The 15108-nt window shown below is 29.3% G+C and carries 12 protein-coding genes; 3 read left to right on the top strand and 9 right to left on the bottom strand.

Annotated elements, in window-relative coordinates; translation table 11 throughout:
• The first annotated feature begins 104 nt into the window (after window positions 1-104).
• The gene (locus V3V28_RS09815; RefSeq protein WP_331364841.1) at window positions 105-800 is read left to right on the top strand and encodes a DUF6596 domain-containing protein; all 696 of its coding nucleotides are present in this window, start codon (window positions 105-107) and stop codon (window positions 798-800) included.
• A 6-nt stretch (window positions 801-806) separates the two neighbouring features.
• Here V3V28_RS09815 and V3V28_RS09810 read toward each other — a convergent pair whose 3' ends face one another.
• The 3 genes from V3V28_RS09810 to V3V28_RS09800 all read right to left on the bottom strand — a co-directional run bounded on the left by V3V28_RS09810 (window position 807) and on the right by V3V28_RS09800 (window position 3565).
• Window positions 807-1364 carry an MOSC domain-containing protein gene (locus V3V28_RS09810; protein WP_331364840.1) on the bottom strand — a complete coding sequence of 186 codons (558 nt, stop codon included), beginning with the start codon at window positions 1362-1364 and terminating at the stop codon, window positions 807-809.
• A gap of 4 nt (window positions 1365-1368) precedes the next feature.
• Entirely contained in the window at window positions 1369-2136 is a 768-nt protein-coding gene (locus tag V3V28_RS09805; protein ID WP_331364839.1) for an enoyl-CoA hydratase/isomerase family protein, read from the bottom strand.
• Window positions 2137-2230: 94 nt separating this feature from the next.
• Window positions 2231-3565 (bottom strand): MATE family efflux transporter, encoded by a 1335-nt coding sequence (locus tag V3V28_RS09800; protein ID WP_331364838.1) that lies wholly within the window; start codon window positions 3563-3565, stop codon window positions 2231-2233.
• A gap of 151 nt (window positions 3566-3716) precedes the next feature.
• Between V3V28_RS09800 and V3V28_RS09795 the strand changes: the two genes are divergently transcribed.
• The gene (locus V3V28_RS09795; RefSeq protein WP_331364837.1) at window positions 3717-4511 is read left to right on the top strand and encodes a universal stress protein; all 795 of its coding nucleotides are present in this window, start codon (window positions 3717-3719) and stop codon (window positions 4509-4511) included.
• A 1-nt stretch (window position 4512) separates the two neighbouring features.
• On the opposite strand, the gene V3V28_RS09790 is transcribed toward V3V28_RS09795, so the two are convergent.
• Entirely contained in the window at window positions 4513-7251 is a 2739-nt protein-coding gene (locus V3V28_RS09790; protein ID WP_331364836.1) for a PD-(D/E)XK nuclease family protein, read from the bottom strand.
• A gap of 81 nt (window positions 7252-7332) precedes the next feature.
• Between V3V28_RS09790 and V3V28_RS09785 the strand changes: the two genes are divergently transcribed.
• Window positions 7333-8115 (top strand): amidohydrolase, encoded by a 783-nt coding sequence (locus V3V28_RS09785; RefSeq protein WP_331364835.1) that lies wholly within the window; start codon window positions 7333-7335, stop codon window positions 8113-8115.
• A gap of 229 nt (window positions 8116-8344) precedes the next feature.
• Here V3V28_RS09785 and V3V28_RS09780 read toward each other — a convergent pair whose 3' ends face one another.
• The 5 genes from V3V28_RS09780 to V3V28_RS09760 form a co-directional block, all read right to left on the bottom strand.
• A complete protein-coding gene (locus tag V3V28_RS09780) occupies window positions 8345-9325 on the bottom strand; it encodes an acyl-ACP desaturase (protein ID WP_331364834.1) in 981 nt (326 codons plus the stop codon).
• 4 nt (window positions 9326-9329) lie between these two features.
• Window positions 9330-10058: a lysophospholipid acyltransferase family protein gene (locus tag V3V28_RS09775; RefSeq protein ID WP_331364833.1), complete on the bottom strand. Its 729-nt coding sequence runs from the start codon at window positions 10056-10058 to the stop codon at window positions 9330-9332.
• A gap of 1 nt (window position 10059) precedes the next feature.
• A complete protein-coding gene (locus V3V28_RS09770) occupies window positions 10060-10482 on the bottom strand; it encodes a hypothetical protein (protein WP_331364842.1) in 423 nt (140 codons plus the stop codon).
• A gap of 101 nt (window positions 10483-10583) precedes the next feature.
• Window positions 10584-12194, bottom strand: a complete 1611-nt coding sequence (locus V3V28_RS09765) for a hypothetical protein (protein WP_331364832.1) — start codon at window positions 12192-12194, stop codon at window positions 10584-10586.
• Window positions 12195-12205: 11 nt separating this feature from the next.
• Window positions 12206-14755, bottom strand: a complete 2550-nt coding sequence (locus V3V28_RS09760) for a TonB-dependent receptor (protein WP_331364831.1) — start codon at window positions 14753-14755, stop codon at window positions 12206-12208.
• Window positions 14756-15108 lie beyond the last annotated feature (353 nt).

Raw genomic sequence — 15108 nt, 5'->3', positions numbered from 1 at the left:
CTCTAAAATTTTCTCGTAATTTGCTCTAAAGCTGTTCATCTATTTAAATGTTTGAAATTCAATTAAATATACGATTCTCTTAATCAATGAACAGCTTTTTTATAATGCACAACAGGTTTATTTATTTAATTTTTAACGAAGGATTTCACTCCAATAAAAAAGAAGTTCTTATTCAAAAAGAATTGTGCGGAGAAGCAATTCGTTTGTGTAAAATGTTACTTAAAAATAAACATACTCAAATTTCAAATGCATATGCATTATTTGCTTTAATGTGTTTTCATTCTGCAAGATTAGATGCAAAAATTAATACAGAAAACGAGCTGTTAGATTTAAAAACACAAGACAGGAATAAATGGTCTTTTCCTTTAATTCAATTAGGAAATATGATGATGAATAAAGCCGTAAAAACGGATTTTTTTTCAAGATATCATTACGAAGCAGCAATTGTATCAGAACATATTAAAGCACCTAATTTCGAACAAACAAATTGGGATAAAATTTTGCATTGGTATAAGTGTTTATACGAGTTACAACCTTCTCATTCGAACTTATTAACCATGGCAGTTGTTTGTCTACAAACCAACAATTTTGTGAAAGCAAACTATTATTTTGAGCAAATAAATCCTGAAGATTTAGCACAACGCTCTTACTTATTTTATGGGGCAAAAGCAGGTTATTATTCTAAAATAAATAACAAAAAAGAAGCTTTAAAATTTATTGATATTGCTTTAGAAAAAGTGACTAATAAATTAGAAAAGAAGTTCTTGGAGAAGAAGAAAAAGGGTTTGTTAAAAAATTAAAAATGCTTACAATCCTTTTTCAGTTCTATCTGCAACATACAAATCTGCAATAGTTGGGTTTTCTGGGCAACTTTTTATTTGTTCAAAAACATCATCAATTTTTACAAAACCTGTTTTTATTACTTTAAAATAAACACCGCAAAAAGTAGAGTTCCAGAATTGTTTTACAATTTTCATATCATTAAAACGAACTCCTAATTTTAAACAAGGATTTCTAGGAATTGTTGCTTCTAAAACAGCTTCACCAACTTTAAAAGTATCTCCTTGGTGAATTTTGGTTTCATCTAAATCGTCCAACGTTAAGTTTTCTCCGAAGATTCCCATTTCGAAATCTAAATTCGGGTGCATTTTTTTAAAATAACCATAGTGTTTTAACGAGTAACCATAAATAGCTTGCAAAATACCTCCATGATTTTCTCTGTTACAAATAGTATCTCCTTTTACATCTTCTGTGTCTAAAAAAATAGGTTCATTAACAGTGTATTTAAAAATACCTGTAACAATTTCTGTTCCTTTCCAGTTAATTATTTTTCTTTCTCCGATGTTTGTTGAAACGATTTTCACAAGTTTATTTTTTAAATTTTTGTAACGCTTTTTTTGTGAAATCAGACAAAACTAATTCACCCGAAACAGCTGCTCTTTCTGCTAATAAAGTCCTCCAATTTTCAGTGTTTTTCCATAACACTTTTTTCATTTCTACTAAAGCTGAAGGATTGTAAGAAGCCAATTTTTCTGATAAAATGTCTACAGCTTCATCTAGCTCTTTTTGAGTTTCGAATACTTTTGCATACAAACCTTTTTCTTTTGCCCAATAAGCGTTTTTCCAATTAGTTGCGTCTAAAGTCAGTTCAGTTGTTCCAGAAACACCAATTTTTCTTGTTACTGCAGGCTCAATTACAAAGGGACCAATACCAATTGTAAATTCCGATAATTTTATAGCAGCATTTTCTGTTGCTAAAACGTAATCGCAAGCTGCAGCTAAACCAACGCCACCACCAACTGTTTTTCCTTGAACACGACCAATAATTAATTTACCACAAGTTCTCATGGCATTTATAACATTTGCAAAACCAGCAAAAAATTGTTTTCCTTCTTCTAAATTAGTAACCGCTACTAATTCATCAAAAGACGCGCCTGCACAAAATGCTTTTTCTCCTTCAGATTTTAAAATGATTACTGAAACTTCCTCATTATTACCTACAGAAATTAATTCTTTTCTTAATCTTTCTAATAATTCACTCGGAAAAGAATTGCTTGCAGGATGTCCAAACTCTATAATTGCAATATTGTTATTTATACTTGTGAATAAACTTCCGTTTTGTCTTGTTGTAGTCATTAAAATGAATTTTTAGTAAAAATAAGGTTTATTATTAAAAGTTCTCGACACATTTTTTTTCATTCTTCCGAAAACACTCGAACCTATAGTTAAATTAATTTGTTTGTGCCAATGGTATAAACTTACTTCTAAACTTAATAATTAAAGGCAAACCTCGTGTAATCATCCAGAAAACAAAAGTAATCCAAATTGCATATAATTTTAAATCTAAAGAATCGAAAAATAATAAAGCGGGTATAAAAACAAGCCCTGTAGAAAGTAAAAGTAGATTTCTTAAATATTTCATTTCTCCCATTCCTTTAAACATTCCATCAAAAACATAAGTAATTCCGCAAATTGGTTGCATTGCTAAAATCAACCAAAAGGTGGTATAAAACTGATCTAAGACTAATTGGTCTTTTGTAAAAATACTACCAATTTGTTCGTAAAAAAGAAAGCCAATTAACGCCATAAAAACACCCATTGCTAAACCATAAATGAATAAATTATTACTCAACTTTAGTAATGTTTTATAATCTTTTGCTCCTAGTAATTTACCTGATAAAATATTTCCTGCACTAGAATAACCATCGATACTAAAGGCTCCTAAAAGCCATAAATTTAAACCAATTGTGTACGCAGCAATGTATTCTTTACCATAACTTGTTGCATACGATGTTGCAAAATACAAAGCCGTATTTAATGCAATTGTTCTTACAAACAAATTACCAATCATACCTAATAATCGTGGAACTTCAGGATGAATTACTGAAGATAACTTTAATGATATTGAAGTCTTTTTTAATAATAAAACAACTGCAATAATTGCCATAACAATTTGCGCAATTACACTTGCATAAGCTGCTCCTTCTATATGCATAGCAGGAATGTAACCTTCTATACCATAAACCAGAATTATATCTAAAACAATATTTAACAAAGCGCCAATTATAGCAATTATCATTGGGTAAAAAGTGTTTTGTAAGCCTCTAAAAGTTCCGAAAATTGCAAATACAAAAAGTGAAAACGGAAAACCAAAAATTCGGATATTAAAATAGGTAATACAGTATTCTAAAATTTGATCAGAAGCATTGTAAAACTGAAATATTTGTTTTGAAAATGGATAAGAAATTGCTAAAACTAATAAACTACCTGCAACAATAATTGCAATTGCTTGTGCTGGTAGGGTTTTTACTTCTTCTAGTTTATTTGCGCCAACATATTGAGAAATAATTGAAGAAATTGCACTTCTTATTTGTCCGAAAACCCAAATTAACATAGAAATAAAAGCGCCAACAATACCAACTGCGGCCAAACTTTCTGTTGCATTTTCTGGCATATTACCAACAATTGCAGTATCTGTAATAGATAAAATAGGTTCAGCAATACCAGCTATTAAAGCAGGAATTGCGAGTTTATTTATATTTTTAAAACTAATATTTGTTTTCATATCTACAATATGTAAAGGTAACTAGATTTGCGTTAAGGATTGCAGAGAAAAGCCCGCAGTGAGGAACGAACGAGGACTTGAAACGGAAAGCCTGACCCCTGTGGTAACGCCCAAAAAAAATCCGTAACTTTGCAGTATTAAATTTTTTGATATGAAACACATTTTAGTACCAATCGGATTTACAGATAACGCAAAAAACACATTGCAGTACGCTATTGATTTTGCTGATAAAATTAACGCAAAAGTTTTTGTTTTTAGAGCTTATAGTTCTAAATCTAAAGCAGGAACTATGGTTAATGTGGATGCAATTATACAACGTGAAACCAACTTATATTTACGTATGATGGTAGGAAGTGTTGACGTAAAAAATGTTGATGTTAAATTGATTTCTGCAAAAGGAAGTGTGGTTGATAGTATTGAAACAATTGATAATGAAATAGGTATAGATTTAGTTATTGTTGGGTCTAAAAGTAATTCTATAAAAGAAGAACTTTTTTTAGGTAGAACTGCAGGTAGCATTGTTAAACAAACTGATATTTCTGTTTTGGCAATTCCAGAGAACTATATTTTTTCTCCGATTAATTCTACTTTAATGGCTTTTAAATCTGGAATAGTAAAAAGTAAAACGGCCTTAAAGCCTTTACAATTTATGATGAAAGCATTTGATTTTAAAGTAAATTTATTATTGGTAAAAATACCTAATTATAAAGAGGAAGATTTAGTAATTAATAAAGATTTAGTTGCATTACAATCTACTTTAACCATAACTGAAAACGCCACTACTTTTCAAGGTGTTTTAGAACATATAAGCACACAAAAACCAGACATGTTATGTGTTTTTACAAGAAAAAGAGGTTTTTTTAAAAAATTATGGGAAAAGAATACAATTCTTAAAGAAGAGTTTTTTACAACAGCACCTGTATTAATTTTAAAAGGGAAGTCTTAAATTAGTATTTTAAATCTGCAGGTTCTATAAAAGCCTTTTCAAGATTATAAATCTCTTTAATATATGTCTTTATTTCTTGAAGAAATTCTTCTAATTTTTCTTCAGTGATTTTTGTTTCTGGAACTTTTCTAGCTTGGGCAAAATCTATAGATAAAAACCCACTGTTCAGGTTTTTAAAGGAATAAATACCCGCTTCTAATGGTTGGTTAAAATTGTGCTTTTTACTTTTGGAATATAAATAAGCATACATTAAAACTTGAATCGCTTTTAAGTGTTTTTCGTCACGTAAGTTTTCAAATTCTGGAACCCTTAAATTAGTACTACTTACCATACCTGTTTTGTAATCTATAATTCTAACAACGCCATTTAACTCATCTACCCTATCTACTTGTCCGTGTAGTTTTATTGGAAAATCAATTCCTTCAATTTCTATTTCTGCAGCAAGATTATCTTCTGTAGCAATAATTTTTAGGGTATTATTTTTATCTGAAACTAATTCTTTTTCTTGCAATAGAAAATTAGAAACAAATCTATTGGCAACTTCAAAAATTAAACGGTTTCTTCCAGTAGAAATATCGCCGTTTTTAAATTCTTTTTTAAAATGTTTTACAACCAAATCCTTTGCCTTTTTTTGCATTGAGCCAATATCTTTACTTGATAAAAATTTAGTTACAAATGGTGTATATAATTCATCTAATGTTTCATGAACTACTGTACCTAACGTATTAAAAGCAACTGTTTCTTCTACATCATCAAACTCTTTTAATTTTAAAATTTTCTGTTTGTAAAATGAAATAGGATTGTATAAATAATTAGTTAATGCAGATGGTGAAATTCCACTTTTGGCAATTTCTTTTAATCGACTGAAAACAACTTCGTTTTTGTCGACTTCTTTTAATTCAATGTTTTTAGTGACTACTTTTGGCGATATAATTTTTTGAACAATACCACTCTTCATCATTTCTAATTGCGTTACAAATCGGCTTTTTTCCCCACTTCCAAAAACATCGTGCTCTGTATTATACAAAATAAAAACATTTTTTGCTCTTTGTATTAATCTAAAAAAGTGATACGAAAAAATAGCATCTTTTTCTCTATAAGTTGGCAAACCAAATTCAATTTTCACATCAAAAGGAATGAATGAGTTTTGCTGACTGTTTGCTGGTAAAACTCCTTCGTTTGTTGACGTTAAAATAATATTTTCGAAATCTAAAACACGGGTTTCTAACATGCCCATTAATTGCAATCCTCTTAACGGTTCTCCTTGAAATGATAAACTTTCTGAAGAAATTAATTGTTTAAAAAACAGTGACAATGTTTTTAAATCAGAAAAATATTCATACGTTGTTTGAAGCGTTTTTAGTTGTGTAAAAACGGTATAGAAACGGAATAAATATTCCTTCTCTAACTCATTTACATCTTCTTTTAAAAGATTAATTAATTTTAAAAATCGTTCAATAAATTCGTCTATTGAAGTATACGTATTAAAAACTAAAGCGATGGTTTCTTTAATTTCAGAACTAGAACTTTCTAGTAAATGACTAATATTATTTTGATTGATAAATGTCTGATTATTTTTTGCAATTTCATCTGAAAAACTATCTACAGATGGTATTAATTTATAAATAGACTCATGTTTTAAAAATCGAATAACATCTTTATAATAAAACTCGTTTTCTAGTTTCTTTTGTAACTTTTCTTGAGAAACAAATAATTGAAAAACAGCAAAAATTAAACTAGTTGTAGGTATATCTTTTAAAGGATAACCCATTGTTATATTTATTGTATTGATGTTTTTTGGTAACGAATTTAAAGTTATTGGCAATAATGTTTCATCTGCTAAAACCAGTGCTGTATTACTGAAATCTGTAATTTTTTCTAAAATTTCTCCTACGTATTTTATTTGCGTAATATTTTTAGATGCGCCAATTACCTGTATGTTTTTTGGAGCTGAAAACGAATTTCCTAATGTCTTTATAGCATTGTTCTCGTAATATTTCCATTCCTTTTTGTATTTTCTTATAAAGGTACCTGCTTGGTGATTTGAATTGAAAAAAGCGGTATCAATATCCCAATAAACTTCAGATTTTTCGTTTTCTAAAACTTTTTGAAACAAGTATTCCTCCGCTGTATTTAATGCATTAAAACCAATAAAAAAGATTTTTTTATGCTTATTATTTTCAAGAAAAGCATCAATTTTTTTACAACTTTCTCTATAAATTAAACCTTGATACCCAATGTTGTTTTCTAATAAAAATTGATAAAAAGCAGGATAAAATTTATTCAGTTTTTCTAAAAAAGAATAATGATCTTTCATTAACTCTGTTTCTTTAAACTCGCCTTTTACAGACCATTTTTTTAAACGCTGAATGTCTCTTAAATAAACAAAAATGTCTTTTGTGTCTATTAAATGTTGATCAATTTCATTAAAATCTTGAATTACTGTAAATGCCCAAGAAGAAAAAACATCAAAAGTATCAGGATCCTTTTCTATGGATTTATAAATAGTATAAAAGTGAAATAACAACTGAATACTATCAGCTTTTTCTATCTTAGAAACCTGATTTATAAATTGCTCTATGTTTAAAATTTCTGGCAAAAAACCAACAGAAATCTTATCTTTAAACGTTTGTTTTAGAAATACTTTTGCTCTTTGAGAAGGCAATATAAAAACTACATTTTCAAATGAAGTAGTTGTTTTTAAAATATCATCTAATGTTTCAGAAATGAAAGATTGCATAGACTTTTTATTTGTTCAATTTAGTTTTCTAAATTACAAAAACTTACTTTTATACTTGGTTAATCTTTAATATTAATTTTGATGCAAAACGAATTGAAAATTGTTGGAATTCAGGCAGATTTGGTTTGGGAAAATTCTACTCAAAATATTGCTTCTTTTGAAGAAAAAATAAACCATTTAAAACTTGATGTAGATTTAGTTGTTTTACCAGAAATGTTTACTTCTGGGTTTACAATGAATCCTGAAAAAGTTGCTGAAAAAATGGATGGTTTTGTTGTTTCTTGGATGCAGAAAATTGCCAAAGAAAAACAAGTTGCTATTTGTGGAAGTTTGGTAATAACTGAAAACGATAATTTTTACAATCGTTTGGTTTTTGTGCATCCTGTTGGTAAAATTGAAACGTATGATAAAAGACATTCTTTTACTTTAGCTGGTGAAGACAAAATATATACCTCTGGGAATGAAAAACTAATTGTAACTTATAAAGGATGGAAAATTTGCCCGTTAATTTGTTATGATTTACGTTTCCCCGTTTGGGCTAGAAATACCGAAAATTATGATCTTTTAATTTTTATGGCAAATTGGCCAGTAACTAGAATAAAAGCTTGGGATATGCTCTTAAAAGCGCGTGCAATTGAAAACATGAATTATGTAATTGGTGTTAATAGAACTGGTAAAGACGCTAACAATTATGAGTATTCTGGCAATTCTTTAGTTATTGATTATTTAGGCGAAGAACTTGCTACTTTAGAAAATAATGAAGTTGGTTTTGTAAGTGCTACTCTAGTTAAATCAAAGCAAGATATTATTCGAAAGAAACTTGGTTTTTTGAATGATAAAGATTCTTTTATAATTGATTTTTAAATTTTACTACATAGTAACACAGAAAACATAGTCTTTTCGTCTTTGAAAAAAAAAGACCTCACAGGTTTTAAAAACCTGTGAGGTTTGAAAATATTTTAAAATTCTATTTACTTTTAATTGCTAAAAACTAGCAAACAAGTGTAGCCCAGATTGAACGGTTTGTTTGAGCTCTTTTTTATTTTTCTTAAAAAAAGCGAGTAGTGAAAGCTGGAAATAGCTTCTTATTATTTTAAGCTGGTAACATCCATTTAAAATTAAACTTTGTATCTGGAACTACAATTCTTTCTGTAATTCTGTACATTCTGTCTGGTAACTTCATTAAAAAATCTCTTGCTTTTTCCGCTTCTGGTGTAAGATTTGTAATCTTATCAATTTCCCAAGCTGTATTTAGTTTTTTAATTATATCTACATAATCGAAACCTGTATAAACACCAACTCTTTGTGCAACTGCAGAAAAGTCATCAAATAAACTTCCTTTTGCTTCGTGAGAGTGTCTTAAATGTAATGCTGGCATTACAATTTTATGTTTCATCATATCTCTAAAAGCTAACATCATTTCTGAAGCATCAATTTTAAAAATTTGTTTTACAAAATCTGTATATGCAATGTGATGTCGCATTTCATCCCCTGCAATAATTTTAGACATTTTAGCCAAAGCTTTATGTCCTTTTTTACGTGCAATTTTTGCCACATTGTTGTGAGAAATATAGGTTGCTAATTCTTGAAAACTTGTATATACAAAGTTTTTATATGGATCAGTAGATGTTCCAATATCAAAACCATCGGCAATTAAATGTTGTGTTGTAATTTCTACTTCACGCATGTTAACTCTGCCTGATAAATACAAGTACTTATTTAAAGTATCTCCATGTCTGTTTTCTTCGGCTGTCCAAGCTCTAATCCATTTTGCCCAACCATTGTCTGGATCTTGATGGATTCCATCTAAATTTAATAACCAAGATTCATAAGTTGGCAAAGCTTCTTCAGTAATAGTATCTCCTACTAAAACTACCCAAAAATCATCGTCTAATTCTTTAGAAAGTTCTCTAATTTCTTCTACTTCACTAATAAAAGTATCTTTTTGTGAATTAGGTAAAAAATCTGTTGGTTGCCAAATTTTTTCAGCTGGTATTAAAAATTTTTCAACAAAACTATCAATGTTCTTTTCTAGTGTTTGCATTACTTCCTTTCGGATATTTTTTATAGACATAACTTTAATTTATGTGTTTCTTTATTGTAGTTTCTACTTGTGCAAGTAATTCGTTAAAAGGTAATGAATTTACTTGTATGGGTTTATGTGTTTTTACTAAAATTGGACTAAAAAGACCAACAGGGTATTTTCCATATTTAAAGGTCTTCCAAGAATTATTAATAGTTAAAGGTACAATAAAAGCTTCTGGGTTGTATTTAGTAATCATTTTTAACCCATTTGCAGAAAATGGTTTTGGTTTCCCTTTTCTACTTCTTGTTCCTTCTGGAAATATAACTGCAGACCATTTATTTTTATTGATAGTCTTTGCAAATTTACCCAAAGTTGCTATTGCTTTTTTACCATCTTTTCTATCAATTAAAGCAGCACCTCCATGACGTAAGTTAAAAGAAATACTTGGGATTCCTTTTGAAAGTTCAACTTTTGAAACAAACTTCGGATGATATTTTCTAAACGCCCATATAATTGGCGGAATATCAAACAAACTTTGATGGTTTGAAACAAAGATTAAAGTAGTGTTTTGGGGTAAATCGTAGTTATTTTCTACCTTTACAGGAATACCAACTATTAAAAGAGATTTTGATAAAAACCAGTTCATATAATCTACCACAAACTTATGTCCTTTATAACCAAAGAGTTTTAGCCCAAGCCACTGTAATGGATGAAATATAAACAGTAGTGAAAAAAATACTACTGCAAAAACTGGTGATAATACGTAACTTAATATTTTCATGTTAAAACCAGTTACTCCAAGGTATTCTTGATAAAACTAATAACAATGCAATACCATAAAAAATTACAAATGTTTTAAATTTTGCAGCATCTTCAGTTTTCTTTTTATGTTTAGACCAACCTATGGTAATTAAAACAATTGCAAGAATCATCATAATTGGGTGTTCAACTGCTAATAATCTTGTTGCTTTGTCCCCCATTACAGTTCCAGCATCAGCTTTTAAGGATTTATACCAAGGAGACATAAAATACCACCCTAAACCTATTAATAATTGAATATGTGAAAGAATAAGTGTAAATAAACCTAACCTTAAATCTTTATCTGTAAATGCTTTCTTTTGCTTTAAGCCAATTATAGCATTTACAACTGTAAAAATTAAAATTGCTAAAACTATGTATGCCCAGTATGAATGGATGTCTTTCATTGCTTGTGTTGGTTTTGTTAATCCCGTAAAGTTACTAATTTTAAACATAAAAAAACCACCTCATTGAGGTGGTTTTTTTAATATTATTTTAATACTAATTTTTATTGTAAAATATATTCTGTTCCATCATGAATAAGATTCATAACAAATACATCATCTCCTGGTTTCCATACGTTGTATGAAACAGAAAACTTTTGGTCTACCCCATATTGTGGAAAGTTTGCTAATAAAATTGTGTTGATTTTTACTCTACGAGATTCAACAGTTTCTTCATCTTTACCGGCTCTAACATCAAAATTACCATAACTACCGTTACCAACTAAAGTATAATCAGCATTGGTTAATGTATACTTAATTGTGTTGTCTGGAACCCAAGTAGTACCATTGTGACCGAATTGTAATACAGTATCAATTACAGAAGGAACTGCATTCCAAACCGAACCATCAAACACATAGTTTACATTTCTTTGGCTTACACCACTATTATAATAGTTGTATTCTACAGCTACAAAAGTATCTGGCGTAGCAAATGGATATAATGTTCTTAAATAAATTCCAATATTATATATTGCTTCATCTGTATCACTAAAGTTAGGAAAACGTTGTCCCATTATAACATATTCACTAGATGTAAATGTAATTGGTGCTGCCCATTTATCTGTAAGTGTAAATCTTGTTGTTGCTTCTTCTAAAGCAAAAGTATATAGCTCATAAGAAGTTGTGCTAAAGATATCATAACCTGTTCCATTAAACTCAACTAACATAACTCTAGTAGAGGCAAACCCTTCCCAAACAGCATAGGTAACATTGTATAAATCTCCCGTTGCAGTAGTAGGGTTATTATTTAATAGAATCATTTCAATTTTAGCTCTTCTTGCTTCAATTGTTTCTTCAGCTCTTCCTTGTCTAATGTCAAAATTCTTAAATCTACCATTACCAACTAAAGTAAAGTCTGCATCTGTTAACGTGTAATCAGTAGTTAAAGAAGCATTTGGTTCATTTTTTTGTTGTTTTACAAGCATTTCTAAAGTACCTGCTGAACCATCATATACCGCATATGTTACATTATATTTACTTCCATCTTCTGCGTTAGGAAAATTATTTAGTAAAATCGTTTGAATTTTAGTTCTTCTAACCTCAATTGTTTCCTCATTTCTACCTACTCTAATATCAAAATTATCAAATCTACCATTTCCAACTAAATCAAAATCATCATCTGTTAAAGTGTAGTCAATAATAGTTGGTTTTGTTTGATATGTTAAATCAACAACAGTTCCTTTAGCTTCACTTGGAAATTTAGCATCAAAGAAATCATTAAAATTTCCACTATGATTTAAACTAGTAACACCAAGATTAGAATAATCTGCAGCAGAAACTGTATACGTTTCAAACTTAATTGGGCTAAATAATTTATAAGTAATTGCTGCGGAAGAAGCTTTCTTTATAGAACCATCAGCATTATAAGAAACACCTAAAGCAGGGTATTCGCTTGTAAGAAATGCTGGCAGCATTAATTTTGCATCTTCTTCTGATTTAAAATCACCAGAAGATAAGCTCAATTCACTATAATCATCATCAGATAATGTACGTGTTATGTCTCCAACAATACCATCTTTTTTTTGTGCATCTAATTCGCTATAGATGTCTTCTAATGGTTCACAAGAAGTAAAAACCATTGTAAAAACTGTTAATAATAAAATTATTTTTTTCATGATTGTGTGTTTTAAAATTTAACTTTTAATCCTAAACTAAATGTTCTACCGGCACCATAGTATACATCAGCATTTGCAGCAGAATGGTCAGATGCATCGAAAGCATCAGAAACGTATTCAACATCAAAAATGTTATTCATATTACCTGTTAAAGTAGCATCAAACTCTCCAATACTAAATCCATGATTAATCCCTAAATCAAATAAATGATATGAAGGCAATTTCCATGTATTCTTTCTATCTGTTGTTCCTTGACTGAAATCAACTCTAGAGTAAATGTCTCCTGCATAATTGTAATCTAAAGAGATTGACGTTTTATCTAAAGCTTTATAGTTTAAACCTAAAGCATACGTAGTTTGTGCTGCGTCATTAACTTTTAAATCTGTAGCTAATACTCTTATTGTTGAATTTAAGCTTCCGTCATCATTAAAAATATCCGCTTCTACATCGCTTTTCCATTTCCAATCTCCTAATGAAACCATTCCATTCACTTTTAACCTGTCAGATAATTTATATACAAAATCAAGTTCTATACCTTGGTGTAAAGCATCTAATCCTGTTATGTTTGTATTTAAAAATTGTCCTGGATTATTACGGTCTCTAACTGAAGGTGAAATAGATTTATCTTGCCAAGAAGTTCTATAAACATTTACATTAGCGTTAAATTTTTCACTTCTGTATCCATATCCAATTTCTGCACTAAATATTTTTTCATTTGCAGCATCTTCATTAAAATCGATAGATTCTTTGTTTACAAAAACTCCACCTGTTAAAAATGGTGCTCTAGAAAAGTAACCAATGTTCGCAAAAACATTATTATTATCATCTAAATTATAATTTGCTCCACCTTTAGTACCAAAACCTAAAAAGTTAACATTACCAGACACTTGCCCGTTTATATTTGTTGAATCATCTAAAAAACTAGATCTACCATATCTTGTATTAGATATATTTGTAGAAAGGAAAACTGACAATTCGTCTTGTGAATATTCTAATTGAGTAAATGTACCATACTTTAATACTCTACCTTCATAATCTCTATTTAAACGATCTCCAACTTTTAATGCTTGATTAGCGTTATTATCATTTGAATAAGGATTTAATAAATATTCACCTCCTAATAAATCTGTAACTTCATAATAATGAATACCTTTATAATATCTTCCATCCAAACCAATAGATAATTTTAAATTATCTGATAAATCTGTTTTGAATGTAGATAAAACACCATACCATTCATGATCATTATTAGAAGCTAAAAAAGCATCCGAAGAACCTAAAGCTCCTCTATTTTTATTTTCTTGAACAATTCTATCAAAATCTAGAGGTTGATCTGTACCGCCTAATCTGTAATTATCGTCATTAAATTTTGTAGAACCTCTACTTGCTCTTCTTCCACCACCAGAACCAAAAGAAGCGTAAGCAACTGTTGTTAAAAATGTTTTATCTGAAATCACCCAATCATGGTTTAAAGATATTTGTGGTTTATGATAAAAGTTAAAAGAAGTATTTTCAATTTGTCCATTTCTATAACCCCAATCTGGGTTAAATCTTTTTCCTCCTTGTTCAGTTGCTCTATTTCCAGCAATTGTTCTTCTATTAAATCGTTGTCCGTGCGTTTGTTTTGCTCCAATTACATTAAAAGATAATTTGTGATCGTCGTTAAATTTTTTAGATATGTTTAAAAAATAATTTACTCCACTAAATTGAAGCCCATTTACATAACCATCACCAGAAATTTTTGCAGCAGAAGCAGTAACAGCAAAACCATTATCCATTAATCCAGTAGATAAAGTCATTCCGTATTTCTGATAACCATCGTTACCTGTAGCCATTCGTACACTACCTCCCATATTTGCATCAGTAGATTTAGAAATAATATTTATTGTTCCACCAATAGAAGGTACAGCTACTTTAGAAGCACCTAGGCCTCTTTGTACCTGCATTGCAGATGTAACATCTGATAAACCAGCCCAATTTGACCAATACACAGCTCCGTTTTCCATGTCATTAACAGGAACTCCGTTAATCATTACGGCAACGTTTTCAGAACCAAATCCACGTAGGTTGATTCTAGAATCTCCATATCCACCACCAGTTTTGGTAGCATATACTCCAGGAGTAGATTTTAATATTTCAGGAAATTCTTGAGTTCCTAATTTAGCTTGAATATCTGCAGCTTTAATTGTAGAAACCGCAACTGGCGTTTTTCTATCAATAGCAAATGAAGTAGCAGTTACAACAATTTCGTCTAAAGAACCAGCATCTTCAACTAACTGAATATTTCTTAAATTTGTTTTTGATGAAGAAAAAGTTACTTCTTTTGATTTGTAACCTATAAAAGATACAACAACTACACCAGAATTAGATGTTGTTTTTAAGGTAAATTTACCATCAAAATCTGTTGAAGTACCATTTGTTGTTCCTTTTACAACAATACTTGCTCCTGGTAATGGTTGGTTTGTTTCATCTACAACCGTACCAGAAATTTTAGTTTGTCCTAAAATTGTAACTGATACAAAGAGTAAGGCTACAAATAATAAGTTTTTAAAATTTTTCATTGTTTAAATTTATGTTATTAAATATTTTGCAAAAATCTTCCTTTTGAAGAGTTTTAATGTTAATTTAATGTTAAGTTTTAACAATAAATTAAGAATCCAAATTTAAACAAAAAGAGAGTTGCTTACTGAATAACAATAAATTAAATATTAACAAATTACTAACAAAAGTATAAACAAAAATTAGATAATTAAAAAATTAATCTTTAATACATTAAATTATTGCTTATTTAACCTGTTGTGCATTATAAAAAAGCTGTTCATTGATTAAGAGAATCGTATATTTAATTGAATTTCAAACATTTAAATAGATGAACAGCTTTAGAGCAAATTACGAGAAAATTTTAGAGGTATTA

Origin of the sequence: Polaribacter sp. (genome assembly GCF_036480315.1) — a bacterium.
Taxonomy (GTDB): Bacteria; Bacteroidota; Bacteroidia; order Flavobacteriales; family Flavobacteriaceae; genus Polaribacter.
The sequence above is the reverse complement of the archived record's forward strand: the minus strand, read 5'-3'. Positions and strand labels throughout refer to the sequence as shown.

Coding starts and splice junctions, on each gene's coding strand:
- V3V28_RS09790 (WP_331364836.1), bottom strand. CDS start 7,251: ATGCAATCTTTCATTTCTGAAACATTAGATGATATTTTAAAAACAACT.
- V3V28_RS09765 (WP_331364832.1), bottom strand. CDS start 12,194: ATGAAAAAAATAATTTTATTATTAACAGTTTTTACAATGGTTTTTACT.
- V3V28_RS09785 (WP_331364835.1), top strand. CDS start 7,333: ATGCAAAACGAATTGAAAATTGTTGGAATTCAGGCAGATTTGGTTTGG.
- V3V28_RS09775 (WP_331364833.1), bottom strand. CDS start 10,058: ATGAAAATATTAAGTTACGTATTATCACCAGTTTTTGCAGTAGTATTT.
- V3V28_RS09805 (WP_331364839.1), bottom strand. CDS start 2,136: ATGACTACAACAAGACAAAACGGAAGTTTATTCACAAGTATAAATAAC.
- V3V28_RS09795 (WP_331364837.1), top strand. CDS start 3,717: ATGAAACACATTTTAGTACCAATCGGATTTACAGATAACGCAAAAAAC.
- V3V28_RS09780 (WP_331364834.1), bottom strand. CDS start 9,325: ATGTCTATAAAAAATATCCGAAAGGAAGTAATGCAAACACTAGAAAAG.
- V3V28_RS09760 (WP_331364831.1), bottom strand. CDS start 14,755: ATGAAAAATTTTAAAAACTTATTATTTGTAGCCTTACTCTTTGTATCA.
- V3V28_RS09800 (WP_331364838.1), bottom strand. CDS start 3,565: ATGAAAACAAATATTAGTTTTAAAAATATAAATAAACTCGCAATTCCT.
- V3V28_RS09770 (WP_331364842.1), bottom strand. CDS start 10,482: ATGAAAGACATCCATTCATACTGGGCATACATAGTTTTAGCAATTTTA.
- V3V28_RS09815 (WP_331364841.1), top strand. CDS start 105: ATGCACAACAGGTTTATTTATTTAATTTTTAACGAAGGATTTCACTCC.